General features: G+C 67.4%; 17 protein-coding genes. 8 read left to right on the forward strand and 9 right to left on the reverse strand.

Annotated features, from left to right (window positions below; all coding sequences use genetic code 11):
- Nucleotides 1-96: 96 nt before the first annotated feature.
- On the reverse strand, nucleotides 97-750 hold the full coding sequence (locus RM531_RS12500) for a YqgE/AlgH family protein (protein WP_311659678.1): 654 nt from the start codon (nucleotides 748-750) through the stop codon (nucleotides 97-99).
- Nucleotides 751-886: 136 nt separating this feature from the next.
- On the opposite strand from RM531_RS12500, the gene RM531_RS12505 reads away from it, so the two are divergent.
- The 3 genes from RM531_RS12505 to RM531_RS12515 are packed head-to-tail and all read left to right on the forward strand — an operon-like array spanning nucleotide 887 to nucleotide 3,486.
- Nucleotides 887-1,957: a patatin-like phospholipase domain-containing protein gene (locus tag RM531_RS12505; RefSeq protein ID WP_311659679.1), complete on the forward strand. Its 1,071-nt coding sequence runs from the start codon at nucleotides 887-889 to the stop codon at nucleotides 1,955-1,957.
- A 33-nt stretch (nucleotides 1,958-1,990) separates the two neighbouring features.
- Nucleotides 1,991-2,578 carry a Maf family protein gene (locus RM531_RS12510; protein ID WP_311659680.1) on the forward strand — a complete coding sequence of 196 codons (588 nt, stop codon included), beginning with the start codon at nucleotides 1,991-1,993 and terminating at the stop codon, nucleotides 2,576-2,578.
- A complete protein-coding gene (locus RM531_RS12515; RefSeq protein WP_311659681.1) occupies nucleotides 2,575-3,486 on the forward strand; it encodes a bile acid:sodium symporter family protein in 912 nt (303 codons plus the stop codon). Before RM531_RS12510 ends, RM531_RS12515 begins: the two co-directional genes overlap by 4 nt.
- Here the strand turns inward: RM531_RS12515 and RM531_RS12520 are convergent.
- Nucleotides 3,483-4,628: an alpha/beta fold hydrolase gene (locus tag RM531_RS12520; RefSeq protein ID WP_311659682.1), complete on the reverse strand. Its 1,146-nt coding sequence runs from the start codon at nucleotides 4,626-4,628 to the stop codon at nucleotides 3,483-3,485. The genes RM531_RS12515 and RM531_RS12520 overlap by 4 nt on opposite strands.
- A gap of 57 nt (nucleotides 4,629-4,685) precedes the next feature.
- Complete coding sequence (gene msrA, locus RM531_RS12525) at nucleotides 4,686-5,363, reverse strand: peptide-methionine (S)-S-oxide reductase MsrA (RefSeq protein WP_311659683.1); 678 nt, start codon at nucleotides 5,361-5,363, stop codon at nucleotides 4,686-4,688.
- Between the two features lie 81 nt (nucleotides 5,364-5,444).
- Between msrA and RM531_RS12530 the strand changes: the two genes are divergently transcribed.
- Complete coding sequence (locus tag RM531_RS12530; protein ID WP_311659684.1) at nucleotides 5,445-6,062, forward strand: class I SAM-dependent methyltransferase; 618 nt, start codon at nucleotides 5,445-5,447, stop codon at nucleotides 6,060-6,062.
- A 16-nt stretch (nucleotides 6,063-6,078) separates the two neighbouring features.
- Here RM531_RS12530 and RM531_RS12535 read toward each other — a convergent pair whose 3' ends face one another.
- The 6 genes from RM531_RS12535 to RM531_RS12560 all read right to left on the reverse strand — a co-directional run bounded on the left by RM531_RS12535 (nucleotide 6,079) and on the right by RM531_RS12560 (nucleotide 13,079).
- Nucleotides 6,079-6,921 (reverse strand): formate/nitrite transporter family protein, encoded by an 843-nt coding sequence (locus tag RM531_RS12535; protein ID WP_311659685.1) that lies wholly within the window; start codon nucleotides 6,919-6,921, stop codon nucleotides 6,079-6,081.
- Nucleotides 6,922-6,997: 76 nt separating this feature from the next.
- Entirely contained in the window at nucleotides 6,998-8,914 is a 1,917-nt protein-coding gene (locus RM531_RS12540) for an N-acyl-D-amino-acid deacylase family protein (protein WP_311659686.1), read from the reverse strand.
- An 83-nt stretch (nucleotides 8,915-8,997) separates the two neighbouring features.
- Complete coding sequence (locus tag RM531_RS12545; protein WP_311659687.1) at nucleotides 8,998-10,752, reverse strand: pyrroloquinoline quinone-dependent dehydrogenase; 1,755 nt, start codon at nucleotides 10,750-10,752, stop codon at nucleotides 8,998-9,000.
- A complete protein-coding gene (locus RM531_RS12550; RefSeq protein WP_311659688.1) occupies nucleotides 10,749-12,059 on the reverse strand; it encodes an MFS transporter in 1,311 nt (436 codons plus the stop codon). Before RM531_RS12550 ends, RM531_RS12545 begins: the two co-directional genes overlap by 4 nt.
- A 90-nt stretch (nucleotides 12,060-12,149) precedes the next feature.
- Nucleotides 12,150-12,554, reverse strand: coding sequence for a gamma-glutamylcyclotransferase family protein (locus RM531_RS12555; RefSeq protein ID WP_311659689.1), 405 nt, complete (start codon nucleotides 12,552-12,554; stop codon nucleotides 12,150-12,152).
- Between the two features lie 81 nt (nucleotides 12,555-12,635).
- Entirely contained in the window at nucleotides 12,636-13,079 is a 444-nt protein-coding gene (locus tag RM531_RS12560) for an Hsp20/alpha crystallin family protein (RefSeq protein WP_311659690.1), read from the reverse strand.
- A 127-nt stretch (nucleotides 13,080-13,206) separates the two neighbouring features.
- Here RM531_RS12560 and RM531_RS12565 point away from each other — a divergent pair, with 127 nt between their 5' ends.
- The 4 genes from RM531_RS12565 to RM531_RS12580 are packed head-to-tail and all read left to right on the forward strand — an operon-like array spanning nucleotide 13,207 to nucleotide 15,859.
- On the forward strand, nucleotides 13,207-13,989 hold the full coding sequence (locus RM531_RS12565) for an NUDIX hydrolase (protein WP_311659691.1): 783 nt from the start codon (nucleotides 13,207-13,209) through the stop codon (nucleotides 13,987-13,989).
- Nucleotides 13,982-14,821, forward strand: coding sequence for an MBL fold metallo-hydrolase (locus RM531_RS12570; RefSeq protein WP_311659692.1), 840 nt, complete (start codon nucleotides 13,982-13,984; stop codon nucleotides 14,819-14,821). The genes RM531_RS12565 and RM531_RS12570 overlap by 8 nt, the downstream gene beginning before the upstream one ends.
- A complete protein-coding gene (locus RM531_RS12575) occupies nucleotides 14,796-15,092 on the forward strand; it encodes a hypothetical protein (protein WP_311659695.1) in 297 nt (98 codons plus the stop codon). The genes RM531_RS12570 and RM531_RS12575 overlap by 26 nt, the downstream gene beginning before the upstream one ends.
- Nucleotides 15,089-15,859: a crotonase/enoyl-CoA hydratase family protein gene (locus tag RM531_RS12580; RefSeq protein ID WP_311659697.1), complete on the forward strand. Its 771-nt coding sequence runs from the start codon at nucleotides 15,089-15,091 to the stop codon at nucleotides 15,857-15,859. The genes RM531_RS12575 and RM531_RS12580 overlap by 4 nt, the downstream gene beginning before the upstream one ends.

A 15,859-nucleotide genomic window follows, 5' to 3' on the forward strand; every position in this document is an offset into this window, starting at 1 on the left:
GGGAGGGCTTTAATCCGCCGCTTGGGCGTATATCCCGGCCACATCGGGTTCCTTATCAATAAAAGGCCGGGTCTGCGCTATACACGGGTTGGTGGCTCACAGGTCGCCGCCTTCTTCCTGCATCGCCGGCCCGCTGCGTCCGGTAATCCGCTCCATCAATCGAGCCCAGAGCGTGTCCGGCTCGGTTTCAAAGATATCCGCTGCCTCGGCGGTCGTAATCAGCCACGCGCCGGAGCTGATCTCCCGCTCCAGCTGATCGGCGTCCCAGGCCGTATAGCCGGCAAAGAAACGGACCTGGTTTGCCGCTGGCGCCTGTTCCAGTACGGCATCGATGCTTTCGGAATTGATGCTGTAGGACATGGCCGGGGTTACCGTCCGCATGCCGGATACATCGGCATCCGGCTCGGTTCGCTGTAACACACTCAACGCGCGCGGGCGTAGGGGGCCCCCCGAGAAAATGTTGTAGTCCGCCGTCTTATTGCTAGGTGGGTCCGCCAGGATATCCGCCAGTGTTCTGTCGGTGGCCCGGTTGACCACGACCCCGGCGGCGCCGTCGTCATCGTGACCGATCACCAGCACCGCGGTTTGCTGAAAGGGGCCCTGGGAGCCGGGGGCGGCCACGAGAAACGTACCCTGCAGACTGCTGGAGGAAGCAGGCGCCTCGGCGATGGCCGGACCTGCACTGATCCCGATAATGAAAACCGCCGCGATCATGCGTCGATAACGGCTGAACGTGTCATGGAAGATCATGGAAAAACCCGTTGTGATGAAGCCGGACCGATAGCGCCGCGTTCGGTTTCGGGGCGTTGATTCGGCCATAATATCCAGATGAACTCGACGGTACGGGATTTCGCGACAGGCCGCAGACGGATACGCGGGCGCGGTCGTGAATGATGCGCTGCTGGATATTCGCGCCGGGCCCGTCGCGCGGCAGTACATCGAGCGGCACGGCCTGACACCCACGGCGGTTCGGGCGGTGACCGGCGCCGCCGGCGGACCGAAATGGCTGATTCTGGGCAGTCTGGATCGTTGGCTGTTCGGGGATTGGTTGCACGGCGCCGGGCCGACGGTCGAACTGGTCGGCTCGTCCATCGGTGCCTGGCGTTTCGCGATGGCCTGCAGCCTGAACCATCCGGCGGGCTGTATTACCCAGCTGGAATCCGCCTACATCGAGCAGTGCTATTCCGCAGCCCCGTCGCGCGACGAGATCACGCAGACCACGCGCGGAATCCTGGACGGCTGTCTCGACGAAACGGTCCTGAAGGGTGTACTCGAGCATCCCCGCTTGCGCCTGACCGCGATCACGGCCCGCAGTCGAGGGCCGGCCGCGACCGAAGGCCGGCTTCCGTTGGGGATGGCCGGCGTTGCGGCGGCGACACTCAACCTCATCCACCGGCCGTGGCTGGGATCCCTGTTCGAGCGAGTCCTGTTCCAGTCGCCGGGGTCCCGGATACAGGTCGCCGCGGACGGGATTGCAACGAGGCGGGTTACGCTGAGCCGCGACAACATGGCCGACGCCATCTACGCCAGTGGCAGTATTCCGATGCTGATGGCCGGTGTTCGCGATCCGGCCGGGGCACCGCGTGGTTGTTATCGTGATGGCGGCATTGTCGACTATCACATCGATCAGCCGTTGATCGACGACGGCGTCGTACTCATGCCGCATTTCGCGGGCAGGGTCACGCCCGGCTGGTTCGATAAATGGGTACAGCGCAATCCGCGCTTCACTCGCCGACTGCTGCTGGTAGGGCCGGGCCCCGGCTTGCTGGCGCGCCTGCCGCACGGGCGGGTGCCGGACCGGCATGACTTCCGCCGCTACGCCGGCCACGATGACGCGCGCATCCGTGACTGGCGCCAGGCGGTGGGTGAGGGTGAGCGGTTCGCCGACGCCTTTGCACATGCCGTTGACCGGCAGTTGCTCGCGGCGCGGGTTCGGCCACTGGCGATGACGCACTGACCGACTTGCAGAATCCAACGCCCGAGACCTGCCATGAATAATCATGACGCCGCCGATCAGCTGATCGGCCTCGCCTCGCAATCGCCGCGTCGGTCGGCTCTGCTGGACCAGATCGGAATCGCTCACGCGACCATCCCGATCGCGGTGGACGAGCGGCCGTTACCCGGTGAACGGCCGGAGGACTACGTGATCCGGCTGGCGCTGGCGAAGGCCGAGGCCGGTCGCCGCGTACGTCCGACGCTGCCCGTGCTGGGTGCCGATACCTCGGTGATAATCGATGGCCGCATTCTCGGCAAGCCCGCGGACCGTGAGGATGCGTTGCACATGCTGGCGCTGCTGAGCGGTCGGGAGCACGCGGTGCTGACCGGCGTGGCGCTCGCCGGGCCGGCAAGCGATCACGTCCTGAGTGTCAGCCGCGTCACCATGGACCACATCGATCCGGTTCGCGCCGAAGCCTACTGGGCGTCAGGTGAACCCGTCGACAAGGCCGGCGCCTATGCCATTCAGGGGCTGGGCGCGGTCTTTGTCAGGCACCTGGCCGGCAGCTATTCCGGGGTGATGGGGCTGCCACTGGCCGAGACCGCAGAATTGCTGGCCGGCTACGGTATTCGCCGGCCATGACACTGGCAGTCGCGTTGACGCGGGGGCTGCCGCTGTTCGCGCTGCTCGCTGCGCTGACGGCGTTCGTCTGGCCGGGCGTGTTCGTGCCGGGCCGGGACCTCATCGTGCCGTTGCTCATGCTGATCATGTTCGGCATGGGCGCCACCCTGACCCCGCGGGACTTCGGCCATGCGTTTGCACGGCCCGGCGCCATCGGCCTGGGGGTGGCACTCCAGTACCTGGCCATGCCGCTGGTGGCCTGGTTGATTGCCACCGTCATGGCGTTGCCCGATCAGGTGGCAGTGGGGCTGATCCTGGTGGGTGCCGTATCGGGTGGCACCGCCTCCAATGTGATCTGCCATCTGGCCCGCGGTGACGTGGCCTTGTCCATTTCCATGACGGCCGTATCGACGCTGGTCGCCGTGGTGGCCACGCCGCTACTCACCTGGCTGTACGCCGGGCGCGGCGTACCGGTGCCGGTGTTCGACATGATGCTCAGCATCACGCGGATCGTGATCCTGCCGGTATGTGCGGGCATGGCGCTGAACGTGCTGGCTGGTGCCCGTCTGGCCGGACTCAAGCCTTGGCTGCCGGTGGTTTCCACCGTGGGCATCGTGCTGGTGATCGGCATCATCGTGGCGCTCAATCGTGAATCACTCGCCAGCATGGGTCCGGCAGTCGTGCTGGCGGTGGTACTGCACAACGGCGTCGGTCTCGCGCTGGGTTATGGCGCGGCCATCGTGATCTGGGGCGATCCCGTGCGGGCTCGAACCGTGGCCATCGAAGTCGGCATGCAGAATTCCGGGCTGGCGGTGGCACTGGCCACTCAGTACTTCAGTGCCGCGGCGGCCATGCCGGGGGCGCTGTTCTCGGTTTGGCACAACCTGTCGGGCTCGGTGCTCGCGGCCTGGTGGGCGCGCCGGGCCTAATCCGAACGCTCGGCCAGCCATTCCGCGGCCATGCGCCAGGTATTGGCGGGCGCCTTGCCGCCGGCGAATACGCCCGCATGGCCGCCCGGCGCCATGGCAAAGGTCTTGTCCGCGGACATGACTACGTCCATGACGGCACGGGCGCTGGCCTCGCCCACCAGCGTGTCGTTGTCGCCGGCGATTGCCAGCAGCGCGCAGTGGATGTGCTCGAACTTCGCTTCCGAGTCGCCCAGCGTGATGCGGCCGGTGGCCAGGGCGTTGTCCAGCCCTACCTTGACGAAAAAATCCTGCACGATGCCGCCGGGGTAATCGAGCATGTGGTCGAACCAGCGGCTGGTGGTGGTGTGAACCTCCACGTACTGGCGATCGGCCAGGTGCACCAGCAGATCCCAGTAGGTCATCAGGCTGCCCACCGGGGCGGTCATCTTGAACAATAGGGAATTGGCCCAGCCGGGGACCTGGAGATAGCCAGGATCCATGTCGTGGAGCCGGAAACCGGTGTAGCGCCGGACCACGTAGGTGGGCAGGTTCAGCAGCATCAGGACCCGCGCGGCCAGGGTGGAATCGTGCATGTCGATGGGACTGGCCACGGTGACGATATTGCGGATATGCGCATCGCCCGACACGCCGGCGTAGATCAGCGAAAACAGCCCGCCCATGCAGTAGCCGAACAGAGTCAGGTCGGTTTCGCCGGAATGGCGCCGAACTTCGGCCAGCGCTGCCGGCATCATCTCCATGGTGTATTCGCGCACGCCCAGATGGGAATGTTCGCGCCCCGGTTCGCCGAAATCGAGCAGATAGACATCGAACCCCCGGGCAAGCAGGTAGCGCACCAGACTGCGTTCGGGCAGCAGGTCGAAGATCAGGGTGCTGGCCGCCAGCGGCGGCACCAGTACGACCGGGGTGCGATGACGGCGCCGGGCCACCGGGATGCGGTCGTCCCCCACCCGAATGGTGCGGCTGGTCAGCGGCGGATAGTGACGCAGCTTGAGCAGGCCCGCCTCGAGCAGCACCTCGTAGGGTGTCTGATCCGCCTTGATCAGCCGCTCTGGCCGGAACAGCCGGTCGTAGCCGTTGGTCAGCGCCTGCGACACCCCCCCGGCGCGGCCGGGTCGTGCGTCCGGCGTGAATCGTCTGAACATGAATACCCCCGATGTCGGGGCTTCATGATACGCGCCGGGCCATTGGGCAACCAGCGATCAGGGCTTGCCGGCGGCGTCGCCCCAGAGCTCCTCCAGCCGGGCGGTGCGGCCACACGCGTTCTTGTAGAAGTTGTAACGGACCGGCTTCTTCTCGTAATAGTTCTGGTGATAATCCTCGGCGGCGTAGAAGGTCCGGGCCTCGCGGATCGGGGTGACAATGGGCGAGGGGGCATCAGCGTCGTCCTTCAGGGCCTGGCGCGAGGCTTCGGCCAGCCGGCGCTGCTCGTCATCGACCACGAATATCGCACTCAGGTACGAGTGCCCCTTGTCGCAGAACTGCCCGCGATCGTCCGTGGGGTCGACGTTGTGCCAGAACGATTCCAGCAGCGTCTCGTAGGTAACGACGGACGGATCGTAGCGGACCTGAACCGCCTCCAGATGACCGGTGTCGTTGTAGGTCACCTGCTCGTAGGAGGGATTCTCCACGTCGCCGCCGGTATACCCCGACGTGGTCTCGACCACGCCTTCCACCTCATCGAAAGCCTGCTCCACGCACCAGAAGCAGCCGCCGGCGAACACCGCCGTCGCCAGATCACCACTGGCCGCGGCCTCGTTGGTGTCATCGGTCGCGGCCGCCGCCGCTTCGGTCTCGTTGCCGGAAGTCGATTCGGCGCAGGCCGGCAGCATGGTGACGGCTGCCGTCAGGGTCAGCGTCATCGCTATCCATCGCATCATCGTGTTACCTGCCGTGGGTTCGCTCAGTAGACCGTGCTGCGGTCATAATGCTTGCCCGGAATAGTACGTCAGGACCGACCGATGGGATTCTACGATCGCTACTGTCTGCCGCTGCTGCTGGATTTCGCCTGCGGGATGAAGCCGATCCGCAAGCAGCGGGAGAAAATCCTGCCGCTGGCCCGCGGCCAGATTCTTGAAGTGGGCATCGGCACCGGCCTGAACCTGGCGCATTACGACCCCGCGAAGGTGGAAAAGATCTGGGGTCTGGACCCGGCCACCGACATGCATCGCAAGGCCAGGAAGCGGCTGGCCGGCACCTCGCTGGACGTGGAGCTGATGCCCCTGTCCGCGGAAACCATTCCTGGCGAGGATGCCCGTTTCGATACCGTGGTGCTCACCTACACGCTGTGCAGCATTCCCGACCCGGTGGCCGCCCTGCGGGAGATGAAACGGGTGCTCAAGCCGGGTGGCCAGCTGATCTTCTGCGAGCATGGCAAATCCCCCGATCCCGGTGTGGCCCGCTGGCAGGAGCGGCTGACGCCCGCCTGGCGCAGGATTGCCGGTGACTGCCGCATCGGCCGCGACATCCCGGCGCTGCTCGCCGAGGGCGGGTTCACGCCTGACGATCTTCAGCAGGGCTACATTCCCGGCCCGAAACCGCTGGCCTACAATTACTGGGGCACGGCCCCGGCGGGGTGACAGGCGCTTGGCGCGATTACTCGATTTCCTGCCGGACCTGGGCATAGGCCAGCAACGAGAACAGCGCGGTACCGCCGATCACGTTGCCGATGAACGCGGGCACCAGGAAACCCCAAAGGGCCTTGAGCGCGCCGATCTCGCCGGCCAGCAGTAACAGCCAGGCCTCCGCCGAGCCCACCACCACGTGGGCGAAGTCGCCGAGCACGATCAGATAGGTCATCAGCACCACCACCCAGATTTCAAAGCTGCGGCTGTTGGGCAGCATCCACACCATGGCCGCCACAAAAAAGCCTGCGGGGATGCCGTGAACAAGCATCTCGATCCAGCTTTTCTCCATCAGCGGCCGCGACACTGCGCGGAAGGAGTCCAGCTGTTCCGGAGTTGCAAAGCCAAAATGTGCGAACAGCACGGCAATCAGCGTGCCCGCCAGGTTGGCGGCGAATACCACCAGCCACAGCCGCAGGGTGTAGTAAAAGACACGGCTTGTGCGCTCGGCCATCAGCGGCAGCACTACCGTGATGGTGTTCTCCGTGAACAGCTGCATGCGGCCGAGCACCACGATCAGAAAGCCCACGCAGTAGCCGAAGTTCTCCAGCAGCGAGCGCCAGGCCGTGTCCGGTAGTTCCAGATGCAGCAGACCCTTGGCGAATACCGAGGCGGATATCACGATGCCGGCGGCCAGGCCGGACCACCACAGCGAGCCGAACGGGCGCTGCAGCTCATCTTCGCCGTCGCGCCTAATGGCCTGGTAAACCGCACGCGCCGTCAGACGGGTGCCGTGAAGTTCCTGGTGGGCGGTCTGCTGGGTGGCCATCCGCGGCGCGCCTCCGTTGTACTGGGTGGAGCGAGTGCCAGCCATGGCCGATACCCGCCGGGCGACAGCCTACCGGCGTCGCATTCCCCGGATCATCCCGGAAACGCCGAACCCGTGAGAATCATGCGGCTGCGGTGACGGTACGTTGTTCGCGGGGATGGTCACGCTGCCGCAGCGCCCGACCCAGACAGTCGTGCCCCAACGCCAACGTGAAACCACCGTCGCGCCAGGCGAACCGGCCGTTGACCATCACATGCCGCACCACGTCCGGCACACGGTTGACCATCTGGTGGTGGTCGAATTCGTCTCGCCAGACATGCTGCACGGTAGTGCCCGGGTCCCAGGCTCGCAGAGCCTGAGGGTCGATCACGGTGATATCCGCCTGCGCGCCAACGTCGAGGGTGCCGGCGGTCAGACCGAGGAACTCGGCCGGCTCCCGCGTCAGCCGCCGCACCTGGGTGGCCACCTGCGCCGGGCCGTCCTCGTCGGCGAGCTTGAGGGTTCGCAGGTTGCCGTCGTAGAAGGCCATGTTGGTCAGATGGGCGCCGGAGTCGTTGAAGCCGGGCAGGATCAGCGGGTGGAACAGCAGCTTCTTGAGCATCGCCGGATCGCGGTTGGCCACCGTGACGTGCCAGCGCAGATCGGTGTCGAAGGTGCGCAGCAGGTAGATGAAGAAATCGCAGTCGTCGCCCACCGGGTTCGGCATCGCGGCGAATGCAGCCTGTTCCCCGGTCGAGCGCGCCGCGCCCGTTTCGCCGGCCTGCCATCGCCGCAGCCGCTCGAAGACCACCTGCATGGATTCGCCGACCCATTCCGGCGCGCCGCCGGCGTCCAGGCACATATCGTCGAGCCGGCGGCTGAGGACTTCGTCTTCCAGCCGCAGCTTGCGTTTGAGGTTGGCCAGGTTGAAGCCGGACTTGCCCTTGCGCCACATGGCGCGGAAGCGGGCCACGAAGTCCGGGTCGTCGAGGATGCGCCGGCGGGCCGCCCGGTCTTCCAGGTCCGGTTCGTTGAGCTCGCGCAGTTCCGGAATTTCCTCGGACAGCGGGGTGATCGGCCCGTCGGCCCACACGGTGAACGGGGCGGACAGCGCCTGCAGCCGGAAGCGGCCGTTGAGGAAACGCGAATTGAGCAGCTTCGACAGCACCAGCCCCATTCGGCCGATGGAGCGATTGGTGGTCACGTCCAGCGCGGCTACCGCGGTCAGCTTGAGCGGCTTGCCGAACAGGCGCCCACTGGTGAGCAGGAACTTGCGGATGATCGACGGCCGGCTGTCCTTGTTGGGCGTGGCCTGCCACACCCGGCCGCGTTCGCGCAGGATGCCGGTCAGCCGCTTGAGCTCGGTATAGGTGGCGAACTGGGTGGGAATACGCACCCGCCGGTGCGGGTCGTTGGCGAGATAATGGAAGGGCAGGTCGTCGGTGGAGAAGCCGAGATAGCCCTCGTCCATGCCCTTTTCCAGCAGGCGGGCCATGGCCTCGATCTCGGCATCGGTCGGCGGCCGTGACACGCTCTCCTGCAGGCCCATCACCTCGATGCGCAGCATCGAGTGCGGAATCATCGGCGCGATGTTCGGGCCCAGGGCCAGCTGGTCGAAATGATCCAGATAGCCGCCGGACTCGTTCCAGGTGATCTGGTCTCCCACCTTCTGTAGCACGTGCTTGGGGATGTTTTCCACCCGGGCGAAACAGTCCACCAGCGGATCCTGGCCGGCCTTGCGCTGGTTGCCGAAAGCCATGCCCAGGCTGCAGTTGGCCACCAGGGCCGTGGTGGTGCCATGGCGGATGGCCTCCGGCAGCCCCGGGGCCAGTTCTACCTCGAGGTCGAAATGGGTGTGGATGTCGAGCAGGCCTGGCATCAGCCACAGGCCCTCGGCCTCGATCACGTCCGCGGCCGCGCTGCCGGGCAGGTCCGGCCCGCGCGCGGCGATGCGGCCGCCAGCGATGGCGATGTCCTCAACCTGCGGTAATGCGCCCTGGCCATCGAACACCAGCGCGCCGCGAATCAGTACATCCCATTGATCAGGTCTGGCAATCACGGTAACCCTCCCGGGCAGCACGGTAACCTGCCCCTAGGAAACCGCGCATACCGGCATTTGTCCAGTCCGGGGCTGGCAGCGTCCTAGTCGGGCAGGGCGAACACCAGCAGCCGATCCCCGGTAGGGAAGCCGAAAAGCCCGTTGCCGCCTGCCGCGACCGCCAGATACTGGCGCCCGTCGATGCGATAGGTGACGGCCGGCGCGTTGACGCCGTACTCGGCCTGGTGGGTCCAAAGGGGGGTCCCGGTTTCCGCATCCAGCGCATGGAACGCGCCATTACCCTCGCCGGTGAATACGAGGTCACCGGCGGTCGCCAGCAGGCCGCCGACCATGGGCTGATCGAAGCGCCGTTGCCAGATCAGCTTGCCGGTGACCGGGTCGATGGCGCTGACGTTGCCCCAGTCCGGCTCGTCGGTGAAGCGGAAGTAGCCGTAGCTTTCCCAGGGGCTGTCGGGGCCTGCTTCCAGCGGTTTGATGAAATAGGTCGCCGGTTTGTGAATGCCCTGCACGTAGATCAGCCCCCGTGCCGGATGCCGGGCCGCGGGGGACCAGCTGGCACCGCCCAGGATCGCCGGCGTGACGCGGGTGCCGTCCTCGGTGGGCGGCGCAAACAGGTTCTCCTGGGGCACGAACGGTTCGGAACGTTTCACCAGTTCGCCGCTGGTCCGGTCCAGCAGATACAGCCAGCCGGTCTTGCCGGCCTGCGCCAGCAGTTTGCGCGGCTTGCCGTCGATTTCGGCGTCGAACAGTACGGGCGGGCTGGCGGCCTCGTAGCCCCATTGGTCGTGGGGCACCTGCTGAAACGCCCAGGCCAGTTCGCCGGTGTCGATGTCCAGGGCCACGATGCTGGAGGTGTGACGGTTGTCGCCGGGCCGGGACTGGCCGTCGATCTGTGGCGACGGATTGCCGGTACCCACGTACAGCAGCCCCAGTTCCCGGTCGACCGCCGGGGCCTGCCAGATCGACCCGCCGCCCACGCGCCAGGCGCCGCCGTGGTCGGCCATGGCGGCGCGCTCGGCGTCGATGTCGCGTTTCAGAGGCGTGCCGCCGGGCGTGGTGGTGGCGAAGTCGCCTGCCCAGTCGGTCTTATTGACGGTGTGCCAGCGCCAGAGCTCCTTGCCGGTATCGGCGTCGAAGGCCGCGAGGAAGCCGCGCAGGCCCTTGTCACCGCCGGCAATGCCGATCACCGACAACTGTTGCTTTCCCTGCTCGTCGGTTTCGACATGCAGGCCGTAGCCCGCGCCGCTGGTGCCCACGAACACCTTGCCGTCGACCACCTGCGGCGCCATGTTGAATGACAGCCCGGTCGCGCCGACCACCTTGCCGCCCTTGAAATGGGGGTTGCCGGTGATGGCGGCCACCGCCTCGGCGGCGTCCGGCCGGGTATTGCTCGGCTGGACGTCCCAGATCACCTCGCCGGTATCGGCATCCAGCGCGATCAGCCGCGCATCGATGGTGCCCAGGAATACCCGGTTTCCGGCCACCGCCACCCCGCGGCTGGAGGGCCCGCAGCAGAACTTGTCGGTGGTGGTTTCGTGGCGATAGCGCCAGAGTTGCTCACCGCTGGTCGCGTCGAGGGCGACCACGTCGTTGTAGGGCGTGGACAGGTACATCCGGTCGCCGTGCACGATGGGCGTGGCCTGGAAGCTGGCCTTGCGACCGTTGTCGTGCTGCCAGACCAGTTCCAGGTCGTCCACGTTGTCCCGATTGATCTGCGACAGGGTCGCGAACCGCGTGTTGGCGTGGTCGCCGCCGTGCAGGGGCCAGTCGTTCGGGCTTGCCCCGACGCCGGTGCTTATCAGGATGGCCGCCAGCGCGGCCCGTGTCGTGTTGTTCATTGCACCTCCGGTAATCGAATGGCCAGCAGGCTGCCGGCGATGGCAAGCAGGGCCAGCAGCGTCAACGCCGCGGGCGTGCCCAGCAATGCCGCCAGCGACGCCAGTCCGCCGCCGACCAGCAAGAGTACGCCGATCAGCGTGTTGCTGACGGCGGTGTAGGCAGCCCGGTGCTCGGCATCGGCCAGATCCACCAGATAGGTCTTGCGCGCCAGCCGGACGCCGGCATGCAGCCACATCAGCGCGAAGAACGCAGCTGCCAGCAGCAACGTGGGTGTATGGAACAGTCCCATGGCGGCCACTGCCAGATGCACCAGCGCGGCCAGCAGACCGGTGGCGATCATCACCCGGCGGGCCGAGCGGTCCGAGGCCCGTCCCCACCAGGGCGCGCCGAGCAGGTCCGCCAGTCCGCTGACCGCCAGGAATACCGCGAAGCTGGTCAATGTGCCGCCGCCCTGGCGCGCCAGGTCCACGTAAAAGGGTGCTCCCAGGGCGGTGGAAACGAGCAGGCCCCGAACCAGGATGAAGCGGGCGAACGCCGGGTGATCCCGTACCAGGCGCAGATTGGCCCAGGCCTCAGTCAGGGCGTTGCCGCCGCCGCTGGTGGCGCCGGGCACTTCGCGCAGGCCGGCAAACACCGCCGCGGCGATCAGCCAGAGCAGGCCGGCCATCGCCAGCAGACCCGCGAGCATGGCCGGGGCGTCCGACAGTCCGGGCCACAGCAGTACCAGCGCCGACAGCAGCAGGGCGAACCCGCCCGCACCACTGGCGGCGTAACCGGATAATGTTCCCCGCCGGGTCTTGGCAATGGTCTTGCCGAGCACGTCCTTGTAGGCCACGGATGCCACGCCCCGGCCCAGCGACAGCAGGGCGAGCAGCGCCAGCAGCGTGGCCCCGGCGGCGACGCCCTCCAGCGACCACGCTGTCCAGGCCATGCCCGCCGCGGCCAGACCCTGGGTCGCGGCACCGGCCACCCAGAACCACTTGCGTACCGACACCCGGCGCATCCATCCGGCCACCGCCAGTTGCGGCAGCAGCGCCAGCGCCTCGCGCAGCGGTACCAGCCAGCCCAGCATCCAGGGCGGAGCGCCGAGCGATCCCAGCAGCCAGGGCAGGGTGAGTTTCGGGCTGGCCAGCAGGTCGCCGGCCTTGTTGGCGAACAGCGCCGGCAGGTGGACGAAGAAATTGGCCGGCTGCTCCCGGCACGCGTCGTCGGAAATATCGCGACAGACCCGCGCGTCCTCGTCACCAGTGACCAGGTCGTAGAGATCGCGGACAGGGCTGGCGGGTGGCGTGGCCGATCGGGTCATGCGCAAGCGGGCAAACGAGGCCTGGGGGCCGTGAGTGTCAGCGCCGCATCATGCCCCGGAACGTCGACGGGTTGGAAGACGGGAACACGATCAGCGTCGACGGGCCGATCCGCGTCCCGGCAAGCGCCGGCGCTTGCACCAGTCCCCGGCCAGGCGCGGCCATCGCGGATCGATCGCGGCCACCCAGAGATACAGCCAGGCCCCACCGAAGGGCGTGTCGATTTGCCAGCGGTTGTAGCTGCGTGGTACGTCCTCGAGACGATCCAGTGTTCGCAGCGTCGCGCGGTCCACCGCATAAACCTCACCGACCAGCGCATGGCGCCCGCGGGCCGCGGCGGCCGGAAACGGGCCGGTGTCGAACAGGTGATAACGGGGCGGGGTCACCGCCCGGCCGAGATAGGTCGCGTTGCGCAGGTACCCGGCGTTGGATTCGCCGCGGCGCAGAGTGCCGTAGACGAACACGCGAATCGGCCGGCTGTCGGTCAGGTCGTGCATGGGGAGCGGCGAGTGGCAGGCAAAAGAGAAACGCCGCCCGAGGGGGGCGGCGTTGACGTACATGGTCTAACGGTCGGCCGATCAGTGCTGGACCGTGATCTTGCGCGGCTGCGTGGCGGCGCGCTTGGGAATCGTGATCTCGAGTACCCCGTGACTGCCGCGGGCCTCGACCGCGTCGGCGTCGACCGTATCCGGCAGGGTGAATCGGCGGTGGAACCGGCCACGGGCGCGTTCCACGCGTCGGCGCACATCACCGTCGCTGGCGTCGGGCACGATCTGTTCGCGATCACCGCTGAGGGAGAGCACGCCGTTTTCCAGCGTGATGTCGATTGCCTCCGGGGCGACGCCCGGCACGTCGGCGTAGAGGACGAATCGTTCCGGATACTCGTGGATATCCACCGCCGGCACCCAGTCCGCCGTGGCACTGCTGGATTCGGCCGGCTGGCCCGATTCGTCGAACAGCCGGTTGATATCATTCTGGAGCTGGGAGAACAGGCTCCAAGGTTCGTAGCGCATCATGGTCATGACTACCTCCTGTACTCTTGAAGAATGAGCCTTGGCTCGACATCTGCTGAATAGGGACCGCGGCGGGCGTTTTCAAGACGCCCTCATTGCCTGTTCGGCGTCCTGATAATCCAAACGATCTAGCTTGATGACATCGCCCGAGGAACAGGTCGCCATCCGCGACGCCGCCACCGTCGTGATTCTCCGGGATGGTCCCGGTGGCCCCGAGACCTTCATGCTGCGCCGCAACCGCCGGACCGTGTTCGGTCCCGGGGCGCATGTGTTTCCCGGCGGCGCCGTGGATCGGGCCGATGCCGCGACGGATATGCTTGCCTGCTGCGACGGCCTCGACGATGCCGGTGCCAGTGCGCAGCTCGGTATCGTCGCCGGCGGCGCCGCCTTCTGGATTGCGGCCATCCGCGAATGCTTCGAGGAGGCCGGGGTATTGCTGGCCACCGACGACCAGGGCCGGCCGTTGCCGCCGGACATCGATCTGAGTGCCGAGCGGGCAGCCCTCAACGCCGGACAGACCACCCTGCGCGACATCTGCCACCAGCGCGGCCTGCGTCTGCCGTTGGACCGCATCGTGTACTACAACCACTGGATCACGCCGCCGGGCGAGCCGCGGCGTTTTTCCACCCGTTTCTTCGCCTGTCCGGCGCCGGCGGGTCAGGCCGCGGTGCATGATGGTCAGGAAACCGTGGCCGGTCGCTGGCTGCAGGCCGCCGAGGCGCTGGCTCTGCACGAGCGCGGCGAGCTGCCGATGATGCCGCCCACCGTGTTGCAGCTGCGCTTTCTGGCCGAGTATCCCGACGTGGCCGGCGTGATGTCGGTGCTGCGTGAGATCCAGGACGTGCCCGCGGTGTCGCCGACGCTGGAGCGGGATGGCGACGGGTTTCGCGTGCTGCTGAGCACCGGCCGGCATGACTGACGAGTTCGAGCCGGGTGTTGCGGTGCCGGTGGCTTCCGGGGTCCGGCGCATCACCGCCCCCAACGGCGGGCCGATGACCGGGCCCGGCACCAACACCTACTTGGTGGGCGAGCGCGATGTGGCGGTCATCGACCCGGGGCCGGACGATGCCGGGCATCTTGAGGCCATCGCCGAGGCCGCCGCCGGGCGCGCCCGCTGGATTCTCGTGACCCACAATCATCCCGACCATACCGCCGGGGCCCGGTCACTGGCCCGGCGGCTGAGGGTTGGGGTGTACGCGCATCCGGCGCCGCTGACCGGTATCCGCGAGCGCGGCTTCGCGCCCGATTATCATCTGGCGGACGGCCAGCGCATCGAAGGCGACGGGCTGACCTTGCGCTGCCTGCACACCCCCGGCCACAGCGCCGACCATGTCTGCTTCCTGCTGGAGAATCAGGGTCTGCTGTTCGCCGGTGACCACGTGATGGAGGGGGTGACCGTGGTGATCGCGCCGCCGGACGGGGACATGGCGGCCTATCTGGCATCGCTGCAGGCCCTTCGTCGGGAGCAACTGCAGCGGCTGGCCCCGGCCCATGGCGGGCTGCTCGACGATCCCGATCAGCGTCTGGCCGGGATCATCGCACACCGGCTGCAGCGCGAGGCCGATATTCTGGCGGCGCTCGAGGCTCGGCCCGCGGATGTTATGGCGCTGACCGCCGTGGTCTATCCGACGCTCGCCGAGCCGCTGCGAACGGTGGCCGGCTGGCAGATTCAGGCCCATCTGGACAAACTCGCGAATGAAAAAAGGGTCATGCAACGGGACGACAATGGCATCTGGCAACGTGTGGCGTAACGTCAGCCGGTGGTTTGCAGCGGTGGCGCTCATGCTGTCGCTGGCAGCCTGCGACGGCAGCATCAACCGCGACAACTTCGACCGCATTGAAGAGGGCATGAGCCGGTCGGCCGTGATCGAGCTGCTGGGCGAACCCGACGAGCAATCCTCGCTCGGCCTCGGCAGTTTCAGCGGGGCCACACTGCGCTGGGTGGACGGCGACCGCAGCATCGCGGTGATGTTCGCCAACGACGAGGTGGCGTTCCGCAGCTTCAGCCGGGCCGACCCGTGAGTGATACCCCTGTCGTGACCCGGCGCGACGGCGCCACGCTGATCGTCACCCTCAACCGGCCGGCAGCCCGCAATGCGGTCGACCAGCCCACCGCCGAGGCCCTGTCAGCGGCGTTCGAGCAGTTCGAGAACGATCCGGACCTGTCGGTGGCCGTTCTGACCGGCAGCGGCGGGCACTTCTGCGCTGGTGCCGACCTCAAGGCGGTGGCGTCGGGGCAACGGCGTAACCGGGTGGCGCCGGACGGCGACGGGCCGATGGGGCCGTCCCGGATGGCGCTGTCCAAGCCGGTGATCGCCGCGGTGGAGGGCCACGCCGTGGCCGGCGGGCTGGAGCTGGCCTGCTGGTGCGATCTGCGCGTGGCGGCGGAAGACGCGGTGTTCGGCGTGTTCTGCCGGCGCTGGGGGGTGCCGCTGATCGATGGCGGCACCGTGCGCCTGCCGCGCCTGATAGGCGCCAGCCGGGCCATGGACATGATTCTCACCGGCCGGCCCGTGGATGCTCGCGAAGCCCTGGACTGGGGACTGGTCAACCGCTGCGTGGCGCCCGGCACTGCCGAGGCGGCGGCGCTGGAACTGGCCCGCCAGCTAGCATCGTTTCCGCAGGACTGCCTGCGCCACGACCGGCTGTCCGCCCTCGAGCAGTGGTCGCTGCCGGCGGATTCGGCCCTGGCCAACGAGTTCGAGCACGGCCTGGCCTCGATCGAGCAGGCCGCCGCCGGGGCGTCCCGCTTCGCCGGCGGCGCCGGTCGCGGCGGTTCGTTCGACTAG

Origin of the sequence: Spectribacter acetivorans (genome assembly GCF_031846305.1) — a bacterium.
Taxonomy (GTDB): Bacteria; Pseudomonadota; Gammaproteobacteria; order Nevskiales; family Salinisphaeraceae; genus Spectribacter; species Spectribacter acetivorans.

Bases quoted from the DNA above. Each gene is read 5' to 3' on its own strand.
- RM531_RS12500 (WP_311659678.1), bottom strand. From the start codon at position 750: ATGATCTTCCATGACACGTTCAGCCGTTATCGACGCATGATCGCGGCG.
- RM531_RS12565 (WP_311659691.1), top strand. From the start codon at position 13,207: ATGACATCGCCCGAGGAACAGGTCGCCATCCGCGACGCCGCCACCGTC.
- RM531_RS12515 (WP_311659681.1), top strand. From the start codon at position 2,575: ATGACACTGGCAGTCGCGTTGACGCGGGGGCTGCCGCTGTTCGCGCTG.
- RM531_RS12510 (WP_311659680.1), top strand. From the start codon at position 1,991: ATGAATAATCATGACGCCGCCGATCAGCTGATCGGCCTCGCCTCGCAA.
- RM531_RS12555 (WP_311659689.1), bottom strand. From the start codon at position 12,554: ATGCACGACCTGACCGACAGCCGGCCGATTCGCGTGTTCGTCTACGGC.
- RM531_RS12570 (WP_311659692.1), top strand. From the start codon at position 13,982: ATGACTGACGAGTTCGAGCCGGGTGTTGCGGTGCCGGTGGCTTCCGGG.
- RM531_RS12545 (WP_311659687.1), bottom strand. From the start codon at position 10,752: ATGAACAACACGACACGGGCCGCGCTGGCGGCCATCCTGATAAGCACC.
- msrA (WP_311659683.1), bottom strand. From the start codon at position 5,363: ATGATGCGATGGATAGCGATGACGCTGACCCTGACGGCAGCCGTCACC.
- RM531_RS12535 (WP_311659685.1), bottom strand. From the start codon at position 6,921: ATGGCTGGCACTCGCTCCACCCAGTACAACGGAGGCGCGCCGCGGATG.
- RM531_RS12520 (WP_311659682.1), bottom strand. From the start codon at position 4,628: ATGTTCAGACGATTCACGCCGGACGCACGACCCGGCCGCGCCGGGGGG.
- RM531_RS12530 (WP_311659684.1), top strand. From the start codon at position 5,445: ATGGGATTCTACGATCGCTACTGTCTGCCGCTGCTGCTGGATTTCGCC.
- RM531_RS12550 (WP_311659688.1), bottom strand. From the start codon at position 12,059: ATGACCCGATCGGCCACGCCACCCGCCAGCCCTGTCCGCGATCTCTAC.
- RM531_RS12575 (WP_311659695.1), top strand. From the start codon at position 14,796: ATGGCATCTGGCAACGTGTGGCGTAACGTCAGCCGGTGGTTTGCAGCG.
- RM531_RS12560 (WP_311659690.1), bottom strand. From the start codon at position 13,079: ATGACCATGATGCGCTACGAACCTTGGAGCCTGTTCTCCCAGCTCCAG.